Annotated in this window: 22 protein-coding genes; 6 read left to right on the top strand and 16 right to left on the bottom strand. The window is 61.3% G+C overall.

Annotated features, from left to right (window positions below; genetic code table 11):
* Positions 1–484: 484 nt before the first annotated feature.
* The 10 genes from AC0NIL_RS28260 to AC0NIL_RS28215 all read right to left on the bottom strand — a co-directional run bounded on the left by AC0NIL_RS28260 (position 485) and on the right by AC0NIL_RS28215 (position 12082).
* Positions 485–2125: an MFS transporter gene (locus AC0NIL_RS28260; RefSeq protein ID WP_473573997.1), complete on the bottom strand. Its 1641-nt coding sequence runs from the start codon at positions 2123–2125 to the stop codon at positions 485–487.
* Between the two features lie 323 nt (positions 2126–2448).
* Positions 2449–3432, bottom strand: coding sequence for a beta-ketoacyl-ACP synthase III (locus tag AC0NIL_RS28255; protein ID WP_473573996.1), 984 nt, complete (start codon positions 3430–3432; stop codon positions 2449–2451).
* Positions 3429–4694 carry an adenosylmethionine--8-amino-7-oxononanoate transaminase gene (locus tag AC0NIL_RS28250; RefSeq protein ID WP_473573995.1) on the bottom strand — a complete coding sequence of 422 codons (1266 nt, stop codon included), beginning with the start codon at positions 4692–4694 and terminating at the stop codon, positions 3429–3431. Before AC0NIL_RS28250 ends, AC0NIL_RS28255 begins: the two co-directional genes overlap by 4 nt.
* Positions 4694–5329: a dethiobiotin synthase gene (gene bioD, locus AC0NIL_RS28245; protein ID WP_473573994.1), complete on the bottom strand. Its 636-nt coding sequence runs from the start codon at positions 5327–5329 to the stop codon at positions 4694–4696. The genes AC0NIL_RS28250 and bioD overlap by 1 nt, the downstream gene beginning before the upstream one ends.
* Complete coding sequence (locus AC0NIL_RS28240; protein ID WP_473573993.1) at positions 5326–6465, bottom strand: 8-amino-7-oxononanoate synthase; 1140 nt, start codon at positions 6463–6465, stop codon at positions 5326–5328. The genes bioD and AC0NIL_RS28240 overlap by 4 nt, the downstream gene beginning before the upstream one ends.
* Positions 6462–7472, bottom strand: a complete 1011-nt coding sequence (gene bioB, locus AC0NIL_RS28235; RefSeq protein WP_473573992.1) for a biotin synthase BioB — start codon at positions 7470–7472, stop codon at positions 6462–6464. The genes AC0NIL_RS28240 and bioB overlap by 4 nt, the downstream gene beginning before the upstream one ends.
* Positions 7473–7661: 189 nt before the next feature.
* The gene (gene nadC / locus AC0NIL_RS28230; protein ID WP_473573991.1) at positions 7662–8543 is read right to left on the bottom strand and encodes a carboxylating nicotinate-nucleotide diphosphorylase; all 882 of its coding nucleotides are present in this window, start codon (positions 8541–8543) and stop codon (positions 7662–7664) included.
* Positions 8540–10087, bottom strand: coding sequence for an L-aspartate oxidase (locus AC0NIL_RS28225; protein WP_473573990.1), 1548 nt, complete (start codon positions 10085–10087; stop codon positions 8540–8542). The genes nadC and AC0NIL_RS28225 overlap by 4 nt, the downstream gene beginning before the upstream one ends.
* A complete protein-coding gene (gene nadA / locus AC0NIL_RS28220) occupies positions 10084–11058 on the bottom strand; it encodes a quinolinate synthase NadA (protein WP_473573989.1) in 975 nt (324 codons plus the stop codon). Before nadA ends, AC0NIL_RS28225 begins: the two co-directional genes overlap by 4 nt.
* 64 nt (positions 11059–11122) lie before the next feature.
* On the bottom strand, positions 11123–12082 hold the full coding sequence (locus tag AC0NIL_RS28215; RefSeq protein WP_473573988.1) for an NUDIX hydrolase: 960 nt from the start codon (positions 12080–12082) through the stop codon (positions 11123–11125).
* Between the two features lie 174 nt (positions 12083–12256).
* On the opposite strand from AC0NIL_RS28215, the gene panB reads away from it, so the two are divergent.
* From panB to AC0NIL_RS28190, 5 genes are all read left to right on the top strand, one after another.
* Positions 12257–13093 carry a 3-methyl-2-oxobutanoate hydroxymethyltransferase gene (gene panB, locus AC0NIL_RS28210; RefSeq protein WP_473573987.1) on the top strand — a complete coding sequence of 279 codons (837 nt, stop codon included), beginning with the start codon at positions 12257–12259 and terminating at the stop codon, positions 13091–13093.
* Positions 13090–13983, top strand: a complete 894-nt coding sequence (gene panC, locus AC0NIL_RS28205; RefSeq protein ID WP_473573986.1) for a pantoate--beta-alanine ligase — start codon at positions 13090–13092, stop codon at positions 13981–13983. Before panB ends, panC begins: the two co-directional genes overlap by 4 nt.
* A gap of 125 nt (positions 13984–14108) precedes the next feature.
* A complete protein-coding gene (locus AC0NIL_RS28200) occupies positions 14109–14834 on the top strand; it encodes a LuxR family transcriptional regulator (protein WP_473573985.1) in 726 nt (241 codons plus the stop codon).
* A gap of 94 nt (positions 14835–14928) precedes the next feature.
* The gene (locus tag AC0NIL_RS28195; RefSeq protein ID WP_473573984.1) at positions 14929–15558 is read left to right on the top strand and encodes an acyl-homoserine-lactone synthase; all 630 of its coding nucleotides are present in this window, start codon (positions 14929–14931) and stop codon (positions 15556–15558) included.
* Between the two features lie 46 nt (positions 15559–15604).
* On the top strand, positions 15605–15802 hold the full coding sequence (locus tag AC0NIL_RS28190) for a hypothetical protein (RefSeq protein ID WP_473573983.1): 198 nt from the start codon (positions 15605–15607) through the stop codon (positions 15800–15802).
* Positions 15803–16121: 319 nt separating this feature from the next.
* Here the strand turns inward: AC0NIL_RS28190 and AC0NIL_RS28185 are convergent, their stop codons facing one another.
* The 4 genes from AC0NIL_RS28185 to AC0NIL_RS28170 all read right to left on the bottom strand — a co-directional run bounded on the left by AC0NIL_RS28185 (position 16122) and on the right by AC0NIL_RS28170 (position 19430).
* Positions 16122–16613, bottom strand: a complete 492-nt coding sequence (locus AC0NIL_RS28185) for a HEPN domain-containing protein (protein WP_473573982.1) — start codon at positions 16611–16613, stop codon at positions 16122–16124.
* A 387-nt stretch (positions 16614–17000) separates the two neighbouring features.
* The gene (locus AC0NIL_RS28180; protein ID WP_473543560.1) at positions 17001–17246 is read right to left on the bottom strand and encodes a hypothetical protein; all 246 of its coding nucleotides are present in this window, start codon (positions 17244–17246) and stop codon (positions 17001–17003) included.
* A gap of 84 nt (positions 17247–17330) precedes the next feature.
* Positions 17331–18032 (bottom strand): Crp/Fnr family transcriptional regulator, encoded by a 702-nt coding sequence (locus AC0NIL_RS28175; protein WP_473573981.1) that lies wholly within the window; start codon positions 18030–18032, stop codon positions 17331–17333.
* Positions 18033–18344: 312 nt separating this feature from the next.
* Positions 18345–19430, bottom strand: a complete 1086-nt coding sequence (locus tag AC0NIL_RS28170; protein ID WP_473573980.1) for a GlxA family transcriptional regulator — start codon at positions 19428–19430, stop codon at positions 18345–18347.
* 98 nt (positions 19431–19528) lie between these two features.
* Between AC0NIL_RS28170 and AC0NIL_RS28165 the strand changes: the two genes are divergently transcribed.
* Positions 19529–20662: a GlxA family transcriptional regulator gene (locus AC0NIL_RS28165; RefSeq protein WP_473573979.1), complete on the top strand. Its 1134-nt coding sequence runs from the start codon at positions 19529–19531 to the stop codon at positions 20660–20662.
* Here AC0NIL_RS28165 and AC0NIL_RS28160 read toward each other — a convergent pair.
* Together AC0NIL_RS28160 and AC0NIL_RS28155 are read right to left on the bottom strand one after the other, a co-directional pair.
* Complete coding sequence (locus AC0NIL_RS28160; protein ID WP_473573978.1) at positions 20640–21566, bottom strand: 2-hydroxyacid dehydrogenase; 927 nt, start codon at positions 21564–21566, stop codon at positions 20640–20642. The two genes, AC0NIL_RS28165 and AC0NIL_RS28160, sit on opposite strands and share 23 nt — an antisense overlap.
* Positions 21567–21701: 135 nt before the next feature.
* Positions 21702–22475 carry a class II aldolase/adducin family protein gene (locus tag AC0NIL_RS28155; RefSeq protein ID WP_473573977.1) on the bottom strand — a complete coding sequence of 258 codons (774 nt, stop codon included), beginning with the start codon at positions 22473–22475 and terminating at the stop codon, positions 21702–21704.
* Between the last annotated feature and the right edge of the window lie 23 nt (positions 22476–22498).

Genomic DNA, 22498 nt, shown 5'->3' with positions numbered 1-22498 from the left:
CAATGATACTGAATGCGTTCTCGTTCCTCGGAGGCCGCCCTTCGAGGGCGTCAACTCGGCTGGTGCTCCGTCTGGCCGCCCTCTCCGGCGCCGAAAGCTCGAAGGCCACGCGTGCGCTTCGCCAGTGCGATTCGAAACGCTTGGGCTCGAACAGCCCCGGTTCTGGCTGGCCCAGCGCCAGCCTGCAGCGAGTCAGATCCTCTTGCCGGCCATCCTGCCATCCGGGCGGGCCGCACAAAGGCTGAACCGCCCGCCGAAGGGCGCAGCCGGGCGACCACCAGCACTCAAGACCCATGCGCTTCTTTGCGGTCTCGCGCCGCCTCGCGGATCGCCCTGAGCGGAGTTCCCCGAGCTCGACGCCGCGGGGCAATTCTCGAGAGAGCACCGGCCGCATACCTCGTGTACTGCCTGCGGGCTTCGCGCTGCTTGAACTCGACCGGCGCCGCAGATCCCGATGCCCGATGCGATTCCTTTTGTGATCACGTCACCTGGGAGGACGAGAAAAGAGTGTTGAGGCACGGGCTGCCTCAGTCGTTCGTTCGATCGAAAGCACTGTGTCCGGAGGACGCTCTCCATCATGCAGTGCCAGGAGACGCTGGCCGACTTCCTTATCCGCTGCCGTGAGCCGATGATTCAGGCGAAGAAAATCCATCCAGGTTGGCGTGCGGAATGTCTCTGTCCAAATCGAAGGCGTTTGAAGATTTCGCTGCAATGTCCAGTTTCGCGCACCCGCACGGCTCTGAACATGCCGCCTTGCGCGCATGTAGCCCAGAAAGGTCTCGATATTCTCTTCGGATATACGATATTCCACCTTCACCACTATGGGTCCACTTCTGGGCTTCAAGTCGAGTGCCAGCTCCGGCGGCCGAAAACCCGAACTTTCCTGGTCCGTTTCCTCCCATGGACCGACTGGAAACAGTATTCCCGCAGCTGCAACCAGCAACAGAGCGCCTGCGGCGCCCTCCAAAGCCCAGCCTAAGGAGTAGTTCTGTGCGACAGTACCCCAGATCCAGCTGCCGGCCGCCATCCCGCCTGCGCTCAACGCGTAGTAGATCGACAATGTGCGGCCGACCACCCACCTGGGGCTTGCGAGCTGCACCGACACGTCGATGCCAGTCCAGGTGATGAGCCAACCCGCGCCGCCAAGTGCCAGCGAAATCGCCGCCACAGGGATCGACGATGTGAGTGCAAGCGAAAGGCAACATGCTGCACAAGCGACGGAGGCGAAGGACACCAGCCTGTTTTGAGACGTGACCCGCCTCAGAAAGCTATTGCTCATGCCCGCCATGAAAGCACCCATGCCGAAGCCGGCCAGCAAGATGCCGTAGATGATGGGTCCGCTTTTCAGCTGGTCCCGGACAAGCAGAGGCAGCAATGCAAGGATGGAGATGCTTGCCAGGCCGAAAAGGGTCGCACGGGCAATTGCTGCCCTGATCTCCAGAGACATCACCGTGAAGCGCACTCCGTCATGAATTGCCATCGTCATGCGTTCACGAGGGAGAGGGGAAGTGCGAACATCCCATCGAGTACGCCATATTGCGCTTAGCGGCGCCAGATCACTCAACGCTGCCAAGGCGAAAGCGGCCAGCGGTCCAAAGAACGCCAAGACCATGCCCCCCAAGGCCGGACCGAGGCTACGCACAATGTTGTATCCGACCGACATGAGGGTGACCGCGGCCGGGATGTCCCTTTTGTGAAGGATATCGCCAACAGAAGCGTGCCAGGCCGGATCATTCAAGGCAAAGCCGCAGCCGGCCAGGAAACCCAATCCGAGAATTAGCCAGGGACCGGCAAATCCGAGACCCACAGAAATCATCAGCGTCGTTGACGCCAAGGCTATCAGGCAGTGTCCGGCAAACATCACCCATCGGCGGCTGAAGTTGTCGGCAATGGCTCCTGCCAGGATCGAAAGGAGAAATACCGGCAAGGTGGATGCAGCCTGCACGAGTGCAACCATCAGATCCGAAGCGGAAATCGTGGCCATCAGCCAGCTGATGGCGACCGTTTGCACGAGCCAGCCGAGGCTGGATATTTGTGTAGCCGTCCAGATCGAGCGAAACACCGGATTTCGAAAGGGAGCCAGTGTTGTTGAGGCAGGCAGATGGGTATTTTTTTCGGACTGCATGATGATGCCTTCGAGGGCCGCTTATTCAAATTCTCGGCTGCACTGCTGCGCTACAATGTTGATCTATGCATCGGAAGGGCCGACCACCCGACCAGGATGACCCGTCGAACGAGGAAGCTGTGCATGAGCTCTGTCCTCTCCCAGGCGCCGACGACCCTTGCGGCAAGACAACATTGCCGATTGTGCTGATCGACAGAATAGCCTGCAACTTTGATCGCTCTCGCGTCACCGCGCCAGCGCCCGTGAAGCTTGGCGGCGACCTTTTTTGGCAGACCCGTTTGCTGGATCATCCGTGACAACTCCTGTGCATGATCGGCGTGCGGCTAAATTCCTAGGATGAGGGCGCCTCCGCTGAGACCGGCACCGGCTGCCGTAAGAAGAATCTTTTCACCGGGCCGAAACGGCTGTGCCCGATGCGAAAGCGAAAGCGAAAGCGGGATGGTCGCGGCGGAAGAGTTGCCGTAGTCGGCGATCGTCTTGACGATCGCTTCATCGGCAATGCCGAGGTTCCTGCCAACTGCATCGAAAATGCGCGCATTGGCCTGATGCGGCACGAAACGATCGATGTCTTGCGGCCTCATTCGGGCAGCAGTGAGCGCGGCCTGCGAGCAGGCGGTCATCATCTCCACGGCCTTGCTGAACACTTCACGGCCGTCCGTGATGGTCATCCGTGTCTGCTCGAGGTCGAGGTCGCCATGGAATGGGGTGTTGCTTCCGCCGGCGGGAATCTGGATCAGCCCGTAGCCCGATCCGTCGGAATCCACCGAAACGCCGAGGATGCCCCGATCCGGGTTGTCACCGAAGCCGATCACCACGGCGCCGGCGGCATCGGCAAACAGCACCGCGCTGGCGCGCTCGGCCGGATTGATGCGGCGGCTGAGGATGTTGGCGGCAATGACCAGGCTCGCTTTGCCATGGAGGCGGGTGAATCCGTCCGCGAACATCAGGGCATAGATGAAGCCGGCGCAGGCGCCTGTCAGGTCAACCGCACCGGCGCGGCCGAGTCCCAGCCGGTGTGCCACCAGCGGCGCGCTCGGCGGCAGAAGATGGTCGGGCGTAGACGTCGCGAGCAACAGCAGACCGATGTCGCTGCGCTCGATGCGGGCATTGGCCAGCGCCATGTCGCCGGCATGTGCGGCAAGGCCCGACAGCGTGTCCTCGTCTGTTGCCCAGAAGCGCGAGCGGATTCCGGTGCGCCGCTCGATCCAGCCGGGTTCGAGCCCGAGACGATCTTCGACTTCCGCGTTCTCGACCTTGCGCGCAGGCGCATGATGACCGAAGCCCAGTATGCGCGACGACCGGCTCATGACCGCGAGCCGAAACGTTCGCCGGCCTCCTCGATGGCGTCATGGAGCCCGTCCAGCTCGTCTCCGGTGATGCAATAGGGCGGCAGCAGATAGAGCACATTGCCGAGCGGGCGCACAAGCAGGCCGCGCTCGAGGAAAAAAGCACGCAGCTTCGGCCCGATCTCCGCCAGATAGCCGGCCGAGCCGGTGCGCAGATCGAGAGCGAGGATCGTACCGTTCGCTCGGGCGTCGGCGAAGAAGGGATTGTTTCGGAAGCGTTGCAGGCCAGTGGCCTGTTTCGCGCTCAAGGCCGCAATGCGCTCGGCGACAGGCTCATTCCGCCAGACCTCCACGTTGGCTAATGCGGCCGCGCAGGCGATAGGATTGGCGGTGTAGGAACTTGAGTGGAAAAAGGTCTTCTTCCGGTCTACGGAATAGTGGGCCTGGAAGATGGTATCGCTGGCGAGCGTGGCCGCCAGCGGGACGGCCCCGCCGGTCAAACCCTTCGAGGTGCACAGCATATCCGGAGAGATGGACGCCTGCTCGAAGGCGAACATGGTTCCAGTGCGTCCCCAGCCGGTCATCACCTCGTCGGCGATCAAGAGCGTGCCGGAGGCCTCAGCGATCCTCTTCAATTCGGTCAGAACCCAGGCCGGATACATCAGCATGCCGCCGGCGCCAAGCACGAGCGGCTCGATGATCAGCGCGGCGGCGCGGCGGTCGCGAGACAGAACCTCGAAACGATCAAGCGTTTCCTGCTCGCGCCCCGCGGCCGGAAAAGGAATGATGTCGACCTCGAACAAAAGCGGTTCGTAGGCGGCATTGAACACGCCCCGAGCGCCGACGCTCATCGTGCCAATCGTGTCGCCATGATAGCTGTGTTCCACCGCGACGATGCGCGAGCGCGGCGCGCCGATGTTGCGGAAATAGCCGAGCGCCATCTTCAGCGCGACTTCAACGCAGGTAGAGCCGCTGTCGGAATAAAAGACCCAGTCGAGGCCTGGCGGTACCATTTCGATCAGCGCGGAGGCCAATTGCTCTGCCGGCTGATGGGTTAGGCCGGCGAAGATCACCTGGTCAAGCGTCCCGGTCGCAATCCGGATCGCTTCCATGATCCGTGGATGGCGGTGGCCGTGAGTGACCACCCACCAGGAGGAGATTGCATCGAGGATACGCCTACCGTCATTCGTCTGTAGCCAAGCGCCTTCGGTGCGGATAACGGCCGGCATCGGCGGCTCGATCGCATGCTGGGTGAATGGATGCCACACGCGCGACCCCGACATCACTCGCCTCCGGCAATCTGGGCGAGGTCGAAGCCGGCAATCATCGCCTTTCGCAGAGTTTCGCGCGTGAGCGGAGCCAGGTGTGGCAGTCTGCCGAGCTGACGCACCGCGCCCAATTCGGTGATTGTCCTTTGCGTATCGGCCGCCTCTTCACCGACAAAGGCAACACCGATCAGCGGGATGGTGCGAGCCCGCAGGGCTTCGATGGACAGCAAAGTGTGGTTGATCGTGCCGAGCTCGGTGCGGGCGCACAGGATCACCGGCAGCCGCCATTCAGCGAAGATGTCGATGAATCTTATCTGTCGGTTTATCGGCACCATCAGTCCGCCAGCGCCTTCGATGACGAGCGGTGTGGGCAGGACCGGAAAAGCAAGATCGGCAGCCTCGATCGAGACACCGTCGATTTCGGCTGAGCGGTGCGGCGACAGCGGGCTCCTCAAGCGGTGGGCCTCCGGCAGCACGCGCCCTGATGGCAGGCCAGCGAGCCGTTCGACCACCTCACTGTCGGTCTCCTCATCGAGACCCGATTGCACCGGCTTCCAGTAGAAGCCGTCGAGCAGGCCCGCCAGCCCCGCGGCAAAAACCGTTTTGCCAATTCCCGTATCTGTTCCGGTGACGACGATGCGCTTGCTCATGCCGTGGCCAGCACTTCAGCAAGCGTCTCGACCATGGCCGAAATGTCAGCCTTGCCGACATTGAGCGTCAGTGAAATGCGCAGCCGCGAGGTACCCTCCGGCACGGTCGGCGGACGAATGGCGCGTATGTCGAAGCCGCGGGCCTGCAGAGCCGCCGCGATCGCCATTGTGCGCGTTACCTCCCCAATGACAAATGGCTGGATCTGCGAACCGCTGGGCTTGGCTCCGCAACGCTCGGCCAGTTGCCTGCTTGCTAAGCCAACGTACTGGTGCAACTGAACGCGGCGCATCGGCTCGTCGACCAGCATTGCGAGCGCTTCGCGCGCCGCCGCTGCCATGAGCGGCGATGGCGCGGTGGCGTAGATAAACGGCCGGCAGCGATTGACAATATAGTCGCACAGCACTCCCGGCCCAGTGACGATCGCGCCGGATGCACCCAGCGCCTTGCCGCATGTATGAAGGGCCATGATGTTGTCGCGGCCCTCGAACGCCGCGGCCAGCCCGCGGCCCCCCGATCCCCAGACCCCGGTGGCATGTGCCTCGTCAACCAGTATGAATGCCCCGTGCCGATCGGCAAGCTCGACCAGGCTCCCCATCGGCGCGCGGTCGCCATCCATGCTGTAAAGGCTTTCGACCCCGATCCAGATGCGCCCCAAGCCGCCTTCGGCGCGCCAGCGCCTTATCGCATCCTCAAAAGCATCAATGTCATTGTGCGCCACCAGCCTGAACTCGGCGCGTCCAGCGCGCGCCCCTTCATGCATGCTGGCATGCGCCAGTTCATCGAGGACCAGCAGGTCGCCCTTTTTCACCAGGGTGCTCAGCAGGGCGAAGTTGGCGACATAGCCGCTGCCGAAGAACAGCGCCCGTTCGGCCCCGAAGAACACCGCCGCATCTGCCTCCAATGCCTCATGCTCCGGCGCGTTGCCGCGCAGAAGCCGCGATCCGGTAGCGCCAACAGGGGTGCCCCGCTCGATTGCGGCCGCAACTGCATCGCCAAGTCTCTTCGAGGCGGCAAACCCGAGATAGTCGTTGGAGGAGAAGTCCAAACCGACCCGCGGCGCCAATGTGCGCAGCCGGTCCTTGCGTGCCAGTCCCTGCAAGGTGGCTTCATAGCGGGCGAGCGGTGGCTCGTTCATTTCGCCTCGCATTGCATCGGTTCGATGCCGAGACGTCTAAATAAACGAGTATCCTTGTCCTCCCCGGGATTGTCCGCCGTCAGAAGCGTGTCGCCAACAAACACGGAATTGGCCCCGGCAAAGAAGCACAGCGCCTGGGTCTCGTCGCTCATCGCCGTTCTGCCGGCGGAGAGCCTTACATCCGACTTCGGCATCATGATGCGGGCGAGCGCAATGGTGCGGATGAAATCGATCGGCTCGATGGGTTCGGCATCGGCAAGCGGCGTCCCCGCGATGGGGACCAGCATGTTGATCGGCACGCTTTCCGGCGGCTCGGGCAGGTTCGCCAGCGTTACCAGCATGTCGATGCGATCAGCCTTTTCCTCTCCCATGCCAACAATGCCGCCGCAGCAGACCTTGATCCCAGCCTCGCGTACCCGCCCGAGCGTTTCGAGCCGGTCGGCAAAGGTCCTGGTCGAAACAACCTTGCCATAATAGCGCGCGGACGTGTCGATGTTGTGGTTGTAGTAGTCGAGACCGGCCGCTTTCAGGCGCTGCGCCTGGCTGAGGTCGAGCATGCCGAGCGTCATGCAGGTCTCCATGCCAAGCGCCTTCACGCCTTCGATCATGGCGAGCACGGCGTCCATGTCGCGGTCCTTCGGACTGCGCCAGGCAGCGCCCATGCAATAGCGGGTTGCGCCAGCATCTCGTGCCTTGGTCGCCTCCTCGATGACATGTTTGACCACCATCAGCTTCGATGCCTTCAGGCCGGTTTCGTGATGCGCAGACTGGCTGCAATAGCCGCAATCCTCCGGGCATCCGCCGGTCTTGATGCTGAGCAGCCGCGACAGCTGCACCCGGTTGCGATCGAAGTTCTGGCGATGGATGGTCTGGGCCAAGAAGAGCAGATCGTTGAACGGCATGCCGTAAATAGCCTCGGCCTCTTTGCGATTCCATCGCGGCAGTGCTGCCTCCATCGACTGCGTGGCACAGTTCGAGTCGCACTCCTCGTTCATTCCCGTCGTCATCGTCAAAAACCTCTATTGCTGATCAGCGAGCGCACATGAGACCGTCCAGTGGCGAGCCCCTTTCGATGGGCTCGTCGGCGAGCGCTGTACCCGGACACCGGGTATTGAGGTGAGCCGTATGAAGCTTGCTTTTCCAGCGTCTTGTCTGCGCATGCAGCCGCGCGCGCGTTGCTCCTCATTGTGTTTCCCTTAGTTCAAATGAGTGCGGATATTCCCGCGGCACGGCATGTCCAGGCCAATGTCGAGAATGGGCGCGCTGTGTGTCAGCCATCCGACCGAGATAAGGTCAACTCCCGTCGCGGCGATCGCGGGAGCCATTTTCGGCGTCACCCGACCGGAAGCCTCCGTGATGGCGCGGCCACCGACGATTGTTACGGCGCGGGTAAGGTCCTCAACCGACATATTGTCGAGCAGCACTGCGTCGACGCCCAGCCTGAGTGCTGTATCGAGCTGCTCAAGCGTCTCGACCTCAACCTCGATCTTCACCATGTGCCCTGCGGCGGCGCGCGCCCGCTCTATTGCCGTGCGAATGTCGCCGGCGATTGCGATGTGGTTGTCCTTGATCAGCACGGCGTCGTCGAGCCCGAAGCGATGATTGGCGCCGCCGCCGACGCGTACCGCATATTTCTCCAAAGCTCGCAGGCCGGGCGTCGTCTTTCGCGTGCACACGATCCTCGCCTTGTGGCCACGCACGGCTTCGACCATCGCCGCCGTGGCCGTGGCAATGCCGCTCAGACGGCACAGAAAATTGAGCGCCGTGCGCTCGGCCGTGAGCAGGCCTCGCGCCGGTCCGCACAGCATGGCGATAGTCTCTCCCCCCGCGACATCGCTGCCGTCAGCGCGCCAGATCTGCATGTCGATCGCAGGTTCGACGAGCATGAAGGCGAAGGCTGCCAGATCGAGCCCGGCAACGATCCCCGTCTGTCGCGACTTGAGCACCAACGTGGCCGTGCGATCACGCGGGATCACGGCATCGCTGGTCAGATCGCCGCATCTGCCCAGGTCTTCGAGAAGAGCACCGCGCACGATCGGCTCGATCAGGGTTGAGGGAAGGGGAGAGAACGAATTCATGTCAGGGTGCTCCGTATCGGTGCCCGCCAGCTGAGTCCGATGGCGGTCTGTATTGCGCTGCGCAGTGTGAGCCGCGACTGGCGCGCATGGGGATCGCGTCCGGGGAAATCGGAACGACAGTGCGAGCCGCGGCTCTCTTCTCGCCGCAGGGCCGCAATGGCAATCATCAGCGCGACCAAGGCGGGGTCGGAGGCAGCACTGTCGTGAGCTGCAATCGGCAACAGGGCCGCCACCCCGTCGCGTAGCGTCTCGCCATCGCGGATGATGCCGAGTGCGGCGGAGACGATTGGGCGGATGCCGGAGGCGTCTGGCCGTTGAGGCACGAATGCGGAACACACGCGCGGTCGCCGGGTGTGGGATACGCCGGCGACGCTTTCAGCAACCCAGGCCGCTGTGACCGCCGCTTCGATAAGCGAGTTGCTGGCGAGTCGGTTCGCGCCGTGCAGACCGGTGCATGCGACCTCGCCGCATGCCCACAGTCCCTCGATGGAGCTGCGGCCGGCAGCGTCTACAGCAACACCGCCCATGTGATAATGTGCCGCCGGGCGCACCGGGATCAGGTCGGTCGCGGGATCGATGCCGGCCTTGCGGCACAAATCGGCGATTGCCGGAAAGCGCTTGTCAAATCTGAGGCCCAAACATTGCCTTGCGTCCAGGAACACACGGCGTCCGGCAGCGAGCTGGTGCCAAACCGCGCGCGCAACCACGTCGCGAGGCGCAAGCTCGCCCCCTGGGGTTTCAGCGAGGAAACGCTCTCCTTGCTCATCGACGAGCACAGCACCCTCGCCACGCACCGCTTCGCTCACCAGCGGCATCGGCCGCCGCGGACCCTCGAGGGCGGTTGGGTGGAACTGCACGAATTCCAGGTCCGCGAACTCCGCCCCGGCACAGGCGGCGAGGGCGAGCCCCTGTCCAAATGAGCCAGGTGGGTTTGTCGTATCGCTAAACAAGCCGCCGATGCCGCCGGTCGCCAGGACCGCGCGGCGCGTTGGCAAGGCGATTGCACCCGTGCACCCGGCCGCGACCACGGCGATGATCGCCCCGTCTTCCACGACAAGCCGGCGGGCCTCCACGTTCTCCAGGATAGTGATGGAGGCTGTGCGCCGTGCCGCGGCGATCAGCGCCCGGACAAGCTCGCGTCCCGTGGCATCGCCTGCCGCATGCACGATCCGCCGCTGCGAGTGCGCCGCCTCAAGCCCGAGACGCAACGCGCCGTCAGCGCATCGGTCGAATGCCACACCGAATCGTTCTAGAGTCCTGATCGCTTCGGGTGCAGCTCGGACAGTTCGCCGCACCATCGTCACGTCGCAGAGGCCGTCGCCGGCTGCGAGGGTGTCACAAAGATGAAGTTCGGGACTGTCCTCGCCGCCGCCACTTGCCGCAAGACCGCCTTGGGCGAGTTCGCTGCAGGCTCCGGTTCCCAGCCCCGCATTGGACAGAAGCACAACCGGTTCCGGCGCCAGGTGAAGCGCGGTCATCAGGCCTGCCACACCGGCGCCGATGATGACCGGCGCCCCGCCGATGTCATGGACGTCGAGGCTCATATGGAAAGCATACGCTCGACCGAGCGGCGCGCGCGCCCTGCAATCGCGGGATCGATCCGGACCTCATGCCGGTTCTCCTCGAGTGCGAGGCGAATGTTAGCCAGGGTGATGCGCTTCATGTGCGGACACAGATTGCATGGGCGGACGAACTCGACCTCGGGATGCGCGACCGCGACATTGTCGCTCATCGAACATTCCGTTAGCAGGACGACGCGCGACGGTTTCTCGCGCTCAACATATTCCAACATGGCCGCAGTCGAGCCGGAGAATTCCGCCTCTGCGACAATCTCTGGCGGGCATTCGGGATGGGCGAGCACGATGACCCCTGGATGCGCATCGCGCAGTTCCCGGATGTCGGCCGACGTGAAGCGCTCATGCACTTCGCAGTGGCCCTTCCAGGCGATGATCTCGACCTCCGTCTGCGCCGCCACGTTCTTCGCCAGATATTCATCGGGCACCATGATCACACGCGGCACGCCGAGCGATTCCACCACCGCTTTGGCGTTGCCCGAGGTGCAGCAGATGTCCGACTCCGCTTTTACAGCCGCCGAAGTGTTGACGTAGGTGACAACCGGGACCCCCGGATAACGCTGCCGCATCAGCCGCACGTCTTGTGCCGTGATCGAATCGGCCAGCGAGCAACCGGCGCCGGGGTCCGGGATGAGGACGATCTTGTTCGGATTGAGCAGCTTGGCCGTTTCGGCCATGAAATGCACGCCGGCAAACACGATGATTTGCGCCTCGATCGTAGCCGCCTTGCGGGCCAGTGCCAGGCTGTCGCCGACAATGTCGGCCACGCAGTGGAAGATCTCCGGCGTTTGGTAGTTGTGCGCAAGGATGACCGCATTGCGATCACGCTTCAGCGCGAGGATGGCTTCAATGTCGTTGGTGAAGGCCGGCCACTCGACCGGCGGGATCACCCGTCGGACGCGCTCGTACAGGGACGCAGCCGTAGGTAACGCCCCAGTCATCAGCGCCTCCGATTATATTCCATCTGACAATAAGGGGAATATGTCTACCTTGACTATAAGTATGTCAAGCCCGCGCGAGCGGCAATTTTGTCCCGGCCACAGCCCTTTCGTCGAGGACGGCATGGCGGAACCGATAGAGCTTTGCCGGCCGCCCTCCCGTCTCGAGGCAGGTCTCGCCAGTTTCCTCGACCAGTTCTTGCTGCTCGACAAGTCTTCGGAAGTTCGGCTTGTTGATGAGCCTCCCGGCGAGCGCCTCCACGGTCCGCTGCAGCTGGAGCAGCGTGAAGGACGGCCTCATGAGCTCAAACACCACCGGCCGGTACTTGATCTTTGAACGGAGCCGCGCAATGCCGGTCGCCAGGATTCGCCGATGGTCGGCGATCATTGCCTTGCCAGATACCGCAGGCGCGACGTCCCGTCCGCTACCAGCCTCTTCGATCAGGGCAGATTCATAGAGCAACTCATAGCGTTGGAGCGTGAGTTCCTCGTTCCAATTGCGGTCGTCGAAACCGAAGGCGATCGCGGCGCGCTGCCGGCGTTCGCGTCGCGTGGTCGCATCGCCGGCGCCGTCGGCCCACTCGATCAGGCGTGGCCGTAAAATATCGAGCACCACCGGCGTGCCGGAGCGATGGTCCTCCCAAGGAAAATACTCGTACCAACTCCGCCACCCACAATTGGCGGAGCCCGTTGCCTGGTCCTTCCGAGTGAGTGCCAGATAGCTAATTGAGATGGCGCGTTCCTGGCGCTCAGCCCCTATGCGGTCCCGATCGGCGAAAGTGTAGAGCTGCTCGATGTACCCCAGCGGGTGGCCGGTCTGTTGCTCCACCCAACCCCTCAGACCGGATTGCAGCGATCGATGCTCTAGCGCATATGGTCCGGACGGAAGGGTGTCCGCGTTCCCGATGGTGAGAAGACAGGGTTCACTGTCGTTTACGGCGACGACAACGGCGATCAGGTCCACTTTTGCTTCGTCGGCCTTGACAGCGGCTCTGCCTTTTCTGGTTCCTTTTGCCTGATGGTCCATGTTCGCGATGATGATTTGGCCCCAAATTCAGGGTGATTGAATCGATTGAATTTAAGCGTTGCTGCACGAAGGTCAACACCGCACAGTTGGAGGTCTTTTTTTCTCTTCGCACTCGCACAAAAATGTGCCAAACGCGACACCCGCAGCGGGTAACGCTAGGGAAGGATGCGTCGGGTGAGCGCAACTGGTGAGACAAAGGCGATGACACCGCCGGATGTTCAAATGCGGAAGGGCCAGACTCCACTCGTCTGCCTGACCGCGTATACGACGCCGATCGCCAGACTGGTTGATCCACATTGCGACATCGTTCTCGTTGGCGACAGCGTCGGCATGGTACTGCACGGCCTCCCGTCGACGCTGGGCGTCACTCTCGACATTATGATCATGCACGGTCAGGCGGTACGCCGCGGTCTGGTGCGATCCTTAATGGTCGTAGACCTGCCATTCGGTTCCTATGAAGAGAGCCCCGAGCAGGCCTTTCGCAACGCTGCGCGCCTGATGGCGCAGACAGGTTGTGCAGCTGTAAAGCTCGAAGGCGGTGAGAAAATGGCCGAGACCATTCGCTTCCTCGCCGCCCGCGGCGTCCCTGTCATGGCCCATGTCGGTTTAACGCCGCAGGCGGTCAATACTTTGGGCGGCTACCGCGTCCAGGGGCGGGGAGACGATGCCGAGCGCATCAGGCGCGATGCCAGTGCGGTTACGGAGGCCGGCGCCTTCTGCGTGGTGCTGGAGAAAGTGCCCGAGCCCCTCGCAAAGCGCATCACTGCGGAGATCGCCGTCCCAACCATCGGCATCGGCGCCTCACTCGCCTGCGACGGCCAGATTCTGGTGAGCGACGATATGCTCGGGCTTTTCAGCTCCTTCCGGCCGAAATTCGTCAAGCGCTACGCCGAACTGGGCGAACAGGCCGATGCAGCGATTGCGGCTTATGCCGCTGACGTGAGGAGACGGTGCTTTCCGGCGGCGGAACATCTCTACACCAACGACCCGGAGACCGGAGACGTCATATGAGCGTGCCGATCGTTCGAACCGTTGCCGAGCTCCGCGCTGTTGCCGCGCAATGGCGTCGCTCGGGCGCCAGTATCGCCCTTGTGCCGACCATGGGGGCCTTTCATGAAGGCCATCTGAGTCTCGTGCGTGCCGCGCTTGAGAAGGCCGATCGGGTCGTGGTGACGCTGTTCGTCAACCCCAAGCAATTCAACAGTGCTGCCGACCTCGCTGCCTATCCTCGCACGGAAAACGAAGATGCTGCAAAGCTCGCGCCGCTGGGCGCGCATTTGCTCTATGTGCCGGATGCCGAGGAGATGTATCCGCCAGGTTTCGCCACGACCGTTTCGGTGTCCGGCCTCAGCGAGGGCCTGTGCGGCGGCTTCCGGCCGGGCCATTTCGATGGCGTGGCGATGGTGGTTGCCAAGCTCTTCCTGCAGTCCGGCGCTGACTTGGCCTGTTTTGGCGAAAAGGACTTTCAGCAGCTTCAGCTGGTCAGGCGCGTGGTTCGGGATCTCGACATTCCAACCACCGTCCTAGCCTGTCCGACCGTCCGCGAAGCCGATGGTCTTGCACTATCCTCGCGCAACCTTCGGCTCACGCCAGCACAGCGCGCCATTGCCCCAAAGTTGGCAGCGGTCTTGCTCGGGGTGGCTGACCGGCTTGCGCGCGGCTCTCCTGTCCTGCCCACTCTAGCCGAAGCGCGCGCTGCAATTCTGGCTGCAGGCTATCGCGAAGTCGAATATCTCGAACTTCGCGGCGAGGTGGATCTGCAACCGCTGACGAGCCTTGACCGACCAGCACGCTTGCTCGTCGCGGCATGGCTCGGCGACATACGGCTCATCGACAACATAGGGATGTCACCGATTTTAGACGCTCGCGGCGCTGAGTCGCCACGCAAACAGCCTCATTAAACAAAGTAGCAAAGCTGCCGGCGATTAAACTGACGAACTCGCACACGTTGCCTCGATCGCCAAGCATTTAAACCAAGGTCTCCGCCTGCGATCGAGCAACGGCACGGAGGTTATGCAAAGCGCAGATGCATCGCGTGTTTGAAGATTTCCTCGAGCAACTCTCCGAAAGCGTCGATGCTGTCGATCTGTGTGAGGCAATGGCCTCTGCCGCGGCCGCATTCGACTTTCCGCTCTTCGCCTATTTCAGTTGCCCGTCGGCCTCCTGCCAGAAGCCGCGCGTGATTTCAAATTATCCGTCCTCCTGGACATCTCGCTATATGCAATTGCGCTACCATAGCCATGATCCGGTCATCCTGCGCGGGCTTCAAGGTTGGGACACCTTTGATTGGGGTGTGGATCGACCTCGGCAACATCTCGCGGCGTCACAGCAACGAATTCTGGAAGAAGCAGCTCGATATGGCATTCGTGGCGGATTGACCATGTCGATGCACGACCATCGCGGCCGCTTTGCTGCGCTGACCTTCGCATCCGACCAGTCCCGTCCGCCTCTTTTGCGGTCACTGACACGTTACGAAAAAGCATTGCAGCTGGTGGCGATCAGCTTTCATATATATGCCCGGCGCAGGCTCGCCGAAGACTGCGTGGTGGATGGCGTAGTCCTGACCCCGCGAGAATTTGAATGCTTGAAATGGGCGGCGGACGGCAAGTCGGCCTGGGATATCAGCCAGATTCTTAGCGTCTCCAAACGCACCGTGACCTTCCATCTGGAGAACGCCAAGGCAAAACTTGGTGTGAGAACCATCAACCAAGCTGTAGCACGGCTGGCTGCTTCCCGTCAGTCGAGATCCTGATTCCTTTCTTCGGATACCTGTAAAGGTCTACAGGCTGCATCAGTGTCGGCTTTGCTCTTCGATGGCGGGAACACATCCCGCACGGAGGCGACAAATGATGCAGCTAATTACACCTGAGCTCTACGACGAGTTTTCAAGCGAGCTCAAAGAAATGTTCGGACTGAGGCATCGGGTTTTCAAGGAAAGGCTGGAATGGGATGTTCAGACCGCAGAGGAAATGGAGACAGACGCATATGACGGCCTGAAGCCAGTCTATCTCCTTCTCAAAGGATCCGACTGGCGCATTTGCGGCTGCGTCCGTTTTTTGCCTACAACGGGGCCGACAATGTTGCGCGACACCTTTCCGATGCTGCTGGGTGAGACAGCGGCGCCAGCGAGTGCCCGCGTTTGGGAGAGCAGTCGTTTTGCACTGGACCTGCCTGCATCAACACCCAAGGCTGGCGGGCTGGCCCAAGCAACCTACGAGCTCTTCGCGGGGATGATCGAATTCGGCTTGGCCAACGAACTCGATCGGATTGTGACAGTGACCGACACACGCATGGAGCGGATCCTGCGTCTCGCAACGTGGCCGTTGGCGCGCATCGGGCAGCCGAAGGCGGTCGGCAACACGGAGGCGGTCGCCGGTTCTCTCGAGGTTTCCCACGCCAGCCTCATGCGCGTCCGCTGGAGGGGACGTTTGAACGGACCTGTATTGTGGCAGCCGGTTCTCGGCCTGTCGGCATAGCGCTTGAGGATGCTCGGCCTAACCACTCCTCTGCCCGCGGGCGGCGATGGCGACTGCCGCGAACCTCGACGCCGTGGTCGCCCGCCATGAAACCGGCAGGGAAGGCATCGCAACAGCCGACCTGCTGGCGGAAACGGTGGGGCTGGACAGGCGCCTCAGGTGGACTCCGGGGGCCTTCGTTGCACGCCTGTCGAAAGCCCACATCGCTGACGTCATGCTGCCGATGCCACGGCGAAAGCTGTAGAACACGCTCCGAACCTGAAGGCGCTTGCACGCCGAGACGGAACTGGACGGCAAGGGCTGGGTCCCGCTGCGCTACGTACGTCGGCAAAGGTTGAAAGCGAAAGCTTGGCAATCGCCGCCGAGTAAGTACGGACCCACCACTAAGATTAGGGCAGTGCAGCGACCTTAGGCTGGCTAGTGACCTGATCGACAAGCTGCCGATGTGGCGCGACGAGGTTGCCTGCTTGTATTCGTGGTTCATCATGTCATTGGCCTACCAGATGACGCCGACAAGGAGGCCGCCGAACCGCAGCCCTGAACCAAGCAAGTCGGTAATCTGGTCAGGCCTTGCCAGCTACGGTCGCGGCTGGCTGTGGATCCGTTCTTGAGGACGGCGCGATCAAAAGGGTAACCTTCACCGCCACCTCTTCGAGGGTGGCGGTGAGCCGGTTGATCTGCGAGGCGGTTGCGGCCAGTTCCGGGCCATAGCGGGTGATCAGATATTCCCGGTTCTGGCTGAGGGACTGAAGATGATTGGCGGTTTTTGCGCGAAGACGCAGTCCTGCTTCGACAGTGTGCTTCGCCCGAGCTGCCAAGTCGTGATGCATCTTGCGGATTTGATGGGGTTCGTGCCCACGGTGGAGCAAAAGCGCGGTCAGATAAAGTTCGATCGCGTGGATGGCGGACAGTCTAAACGGCGCTCGGCTAAGCGGCTTGCCTGATCGGCCAAGCGGAACGAGCAGGGCTGCCGCTTTGCGATACTCTTCCGCCAGTTCATGGATCTGCTGCGGGGAGGCGAGCTCTCCCGGATATTTGCCCTCAGTAATCACCATTCGTGCAATTGCCCTTTGCGGTAATATGCCTCGCAACATCCTTCAATAACGCTGCCGTGATTTCCCACACCGAAGTCCTCAAGCCGTTCGGCAAACATATACCTGATCTGGCTCGGCACAACCCACGGGCTTCCCGGCAACTTGGCCTTCGGGCTTACGGTGCCGCGGCGTCGAATTCGATCGCAAATCCCGCGTCGATTGCACTTCGCGCAATGAGATCGTCAAGTTCCCAATCCGTGAGGTCGCAAGGCGGAAACATTCGTCTCACCGCGTGACGAACCTCGGACATCGAAATGCACGGGCTGCCAACGTTATCGATCAGATGGCCGACGATCGCTTGGCGAACGTCCGATAAGGTGTGGGACTGCGCAGGCGCTGGCATCGTCGCTACGAATGGAGCCGCGGTTCTGCGGCTTCCGCCGTTCTTGCGTCGAAGGCGACGCGGACACCGTGAATGATCGATGCCGCCGCCAGCAACTCCTCCAGTTCGCGGTCGGTCGCCTTGCATGCGGGCATGAGTGTTCGGATGGCGCGGATTGCCTGTGCGATGGAGAGGAACCGGGCCTTGCCCCTGGAAAGAACATAGGCTTCGGCTGCTCGTTCAACCGTGACCGAGTGAAAAGCGTTGGTCATCGAGATTTCCTCCCTGAAACTCTGACCAAGTGGATTTAGGGCCGGAATTCCGCAGCTTGCAAGGCTCTGTCTGATTCCGGACAATCACGCGGAAACCAGGCCAAAATGGCGTTGCTCCTCCTCGCCATAAGCGCCATGCGTGAGCCTTATCATTCCGGCGCGATCGACAATCGTGATTTCACCCCGCGTGGCGCGGACCAGTCCCCGGTATTCGAGCATTTGGAGGGCGGTCGTGACGCCGGGGCGACGAGCGCCAAGCATGGTCGCTAGAAAATCATGCGTCAGGTAAATCTTGTCTCCGTCACCGCGATCATGGACCATCAGCAACCAGCGGGCCAGCCGTTCCTCGATTTTCGAGTGGCCGTTAACCAGTGCCGTCCGGGACGACTGGACTAGCAACGCATGGGCATAGCGAAGCAGTGACTCGCGAAGGGTCAGGCTTGTGGCGATCGCGGCGCGAAGGCTCTTGACCGACAGGATCCAGCCTTGGCCGGCGACTTGGATATAGGTCTCATTGGGAGACCTGTCCTGGCCGAGTATAACCGCAATGCCGGTCATGCCGTCGTAGCCGACGAGGCCGACCTCACTTTTGCGCCCGCCAGTCATCGTGGCGACCACCGAGGCGATACCCGTCTCCGGAAAATACACACTTGCGATCGGCTGATATGCGACCTCCAACTGGCTTTTGATGGCCATTTCGACTTGATGCAGCGATGGCTGCAAAAGTGCGAAATCCTCCGAGGAGAGGCCTTTCAAAAGCTGGTTGCGAAGAAGGTATTGGGGCATGGCGCTCTCCCGTACGGGCAAGAGCGAGTACCCTCTTACAGTCGGCCGTATCCGATGCAAATCGCTGCCGATAAGGCAAGCATAGCCTTCAAATGGGCGGGTGGCAAAGGCTCTACTTCGAAGCTGGCATTTCGAGGCTTGCGATGTGGCGGCGTTTGGCTAGCTCAACTGGCGAATAGCCGAATGAAGTCATGGCAACCGCGTTTGCCAAGCCAGGCGCTTACTTCGAATCAGCCGAGCGAGCCTGTGTCACAACACAATCGATTTCATCGATCTCTGGATTTGCTCTAGTGCACAACAAAAGGCTTTATGTCATGTGGAGATGATATCACGCTCGTGCGATGTCTTTGTTTCACACCCATCCGCCAGAACTGCTTCCTGCGAACGGAATTCTTGAGGAGTCCGCAGATAATTGGCCCGGAAAATCCGGTTCAGATGCGATCCGTCGCAAAATCCGCACTCAAGTGCAATCTCGGAAACAGACTTGTCCGTTCTCAGCAAAAGATGGCGCGAATGATCAAGCCTGATCTGCGTGTAGACGGCTCGAGGTGAGCTGCGGAGCTCCGACCGAAAGTGGCGTTCAACTATTCGTTTGCTTATGCCGAGCTTGTCGGCTAAGCAGCCGATAGTCAGCGGGACTTCCAGGTGATGTTGCATCACCAGCACCGCTCGTTTCACAATTTCGTCCCGGACGACGACCTGCAGGCTTCCAGTTGGCTGGGCGGTCTCGCCCTTTGCCACCTCGTTGAACATCATGATCCGCAAGCTTTTGGCGGCGAGGGCCTTACCAAGGTGCCTCTCGATCAGAAAGGCTGCTAGATGTGCGGCGCTGGCTCCCCCCGAACAGGTCAGTCGGTCTCGATCGACGACGAAGATCTGGTCTGACACGGCCTGTAGACCCTCGCAAAGCCGCAAGAAATCTGAATTGTGGAACCAACTGACGCAACACTTGTAGCCGTGCATGAGGCCGGCGCGATGCAAGATAAATGAGCCGGTACACAGGCCCACGAGCGGTATGCCTGCCTCGGCAGCGTGCCGCAGATGGTCGTCGAACCGCTTGTCGACCAGGAGGCTTTCCTCTCCAAGCACCCCGCCGACAACCACTAGGTAATCGAAGCGGCGAAGGTCTCCGATCCTTTCGTGGGGAGAGATGGCAACGCCGCAACTGGACAGGATTGGCGACATGTCAGGCGAGATAATCCGCCATTGACAGCGGATTGGGCGGCTGCGGTCCCCTTCGTCGGCGGCCAGACGCAGCACGTCAACGAAATTGGCAAACGCCCCCAGGGTAAACCGATGGAGCAGGAGAAAACCGACAGAGAGCGGGGCAAGGGCTCGGCCTACCTTTTGTGCCGGCTTCGCTGATGAACCGGGGCCTTGTCGCAAATCTACTGTCATGCCGACGCAAACGTCCTTTCGCGTTTTCTCCCCGTCCCTCAAATAGGGCGCGAGCCGGCTATCCGGTGTCGCTGAGAGAACACGGCGGAGAGTCTGACATGGTCCACCACTGGTCCCGCGACACTTGGGCGTCCGTTTCCGCCAATGAGCCAATTACCGTCACCCTTTACTTGGCGCACGGGTTCGAACTCCTCGCTCTGTCGTCTGCCCTGGACGTCTTTCGCCTCGCCAACAAAGCGGCCGGACGGGAAGCTTTTCGTTGGCGTACGGTTTCCCACTTGGGCGAAGCCGTGCGGGCCAGTTGCGGTATTGTTGTCGCGGCTGACGCCGACCTGGCCCAAGAACGCAGGCATCTGCAGCAGCCTGAACGACCCGCACTGGCTCTCGTCTGCGGCGATGAGCCTGATCAAGGTCGTGAAACCAAGGTGCTGAGCGCGTGGTTGCGCGAATGCCGGCAGCGCCGCATCGACACGGGCGCATTCGGGAGTGGTGTCGCTGCTTTGGCGAAAGCTGGTCTGCTCAATGACCGCAAGTGCGCCGTCCATTGGGAGGCCCTGCCGGGGTTCAAAGAGCGGTTCATGCGCGTCGAGGCGGAGGCGACCGTCTACAAGGTCGACAACGATATCTGGAGCTGCGCAGGCGGCACGGGAGCCTTTGATATGATGATCGAGCTTGTAAAACATCATTGCGGCGAACCTCTTGCGGTGAGCGTTGCGGAGTTGGCCGTCGCCGGCCGTGCCCGCACGGGCGATGAGCGCCAGCGGCTGCCGCTACTGCGTCAGCATGGCAGGCTCAACCCGATCGTCGTGAAACTGATCGAATTGATGCAGAGGAATCTGGCCGCCCCGCTGACCATGACCGACCTCGCGGCGGCTGTGGGGCTGTCGCGGCGGCAGGTGGAACGTCTGTTTCGCAATGATATCGGTCGCTCTCCCTGCCGCTACTTCCGAGAATTGCGATTGGAACACGCGAAGCTCCTGCTTGCCCAGTCGGCCATGCCGATTCTGGAAATTGCGGTATGCTGCGGCTTCGTGTCGGCGTCCCACTTTTCGAGGTGTTTTCGAGACGCGCATCAGATCGCCCCCCACGAAGCTCGCAACCTTCCGGCCGGACGGTTCTTGAACGTATCAACGCAGCAGCGTGCCACGACTGCGGGCCTATCGGGAGCGGCGGTGATACAAAGTAAGAGCTTGGCTGCATGCCACAGCGTCAATAGCCTGCTTTCCGGTTGAACAGCGGAAAGACTTCAAATCCGCGCTCAAGCCTGCGCAGATTGTCGGCTATCACGGCAACTGCGCTCGACGCAAATGTTGCACCGGACATATGGGGCGTAACGTACACTTGGGGATGCGACCAGTAGCGATGCTCGGGAGGAAGCGGTTCCTGGGCGAATGCATCTAGGGCGGCGCCGGAAAGGTGCCCCCGGTCAAGGGCATCTAGCAAGGCTTCATCATGGACAACCGCTCCCCGGCTGATGTTGATCAAAAAACCACCTGGCCGCATCGCCGCGAAAGTCTTGCCATCGACGAAGTGGCGGGTTTTCGGGGACAAGGGGAGGGCATTAATGAGCACATCGTTGCGGCCCAGGAACTCAGCAAGCGAGTTCTTTCCTGAATAGCAGTCTACACCCTCGATCTGTCGAGCGCTGCGATCCCAACCGCTCACGGCGTATCCAAAATCACGAATGCGGCTGGCGACCTCTGTGCCGATGCGGCCCAGGCCGAATACACCAGCGCGAAACTCTCTCGTGGGGACGATCTGCTTACGATGCCAGACCCGGTCTTGCTGCTGCGATCGGTAGTCCGCGTACCGCCGGTGGAACGTTAGTACCCAGTAGAGGGCATGGGCAGCCATGTCGCGGGCGACGGCTGGATCAGCGAGCAGAATTACCGGGACGTCCGGCAAGCTTGCATCTGCTACGAAATGCTCGGCACCGGCGCCGAGCGAGAAGATTGCCTTGAGATTCGGATAGCGATTGAGATCGCCGGCAGGGTGGTTCCAGACCATCGCATATACGACTTCGTTGGGGTCGATGGGTTCACCAAACACTTTGACGGGCAATTCAGGAAGCTGGCGGCTGATTTCCTTTCGCCAACTTTCGTTATCGTAGCCATGGTTGTTCAACAGGATGGTCATGGGTTTGGGCGCCCCCTTGGAGGAGAATAGGCCCGCACGGAGGGAACGGCTGGCCATTCGACCTCCGCGCAAGGCTTCTGCAGACAGTAGGCGCTGGAAAGCCCGGCCAGTCTCCGCCGGGTTCAAGCTGTTCGATTAATAGCGATACGAAGGATCGACCCGGTCGCACTGGCGCAACAGGGCGGGCCACTCATATTTGCCGAGCGGGAAATCGTCGTATTGGCGGTGTGCCAGCCGCCAGATGTCCTCGCTGCTCTTGTCGAGCTTCAGGCCGGTGGAATAGGCATCGATCAGTACACGACACGCGCGGACGGTGTAATAAAGGTTCATGAACGCTTCGCCTGCGTTCGCGCCGACCGCAAGGAACCCATGGTTTTTCATGATCAGGCATTTCTTACCTTCGATGTTCTTGGCGAGACGATCCCGCTCCTCGAGGGTCAGCGACAGGCCTTCCCAGTCGTGATAGCCGATGTCGCCCCAAAGCATCGAGCCGTCCTGCGTCAGGAACTCCAGCCCATCCTGTAGCGCCGTGATGGCGAGACCTGCCGGCGCGTGGCTATGGAACACTACCTTCATGTCGTGATGGGTGTTATGGATTGCTGAATGGATGACGAACCCTGCGGTGTTGACGTCCGGCGGGCCGTAAAGGACCTTTCCCTGCTCGTCGACCTTGATCAGGTTGGACGCGGAGACCTCGTTGTAGAGTAGACCGAAGCGGTTCAGAAGGAACTGGTGATCGGTGCCTGGGACACGCATGGTGATGTGGTTCCAGATAAGATCGTCATAGCCATACATGTTGGCGAGGCGGTACAGAGCAGCGAGGTCGACGCGCGCTTCCCATTCTTCCTTGGAGATGTTCGCATGGCCGCCCTGGACGCTGAAGTCCTCGGCTTTCATCTCATGTGCCATTGGTTGTCCTTTCGATCGTATTG

Source organism: Mesorhizobium sp. WSM1343, assembly GCF_055901535.1.
This window is presented reverse-complemented; position numbering and strand designations above follow the sequence as displayed.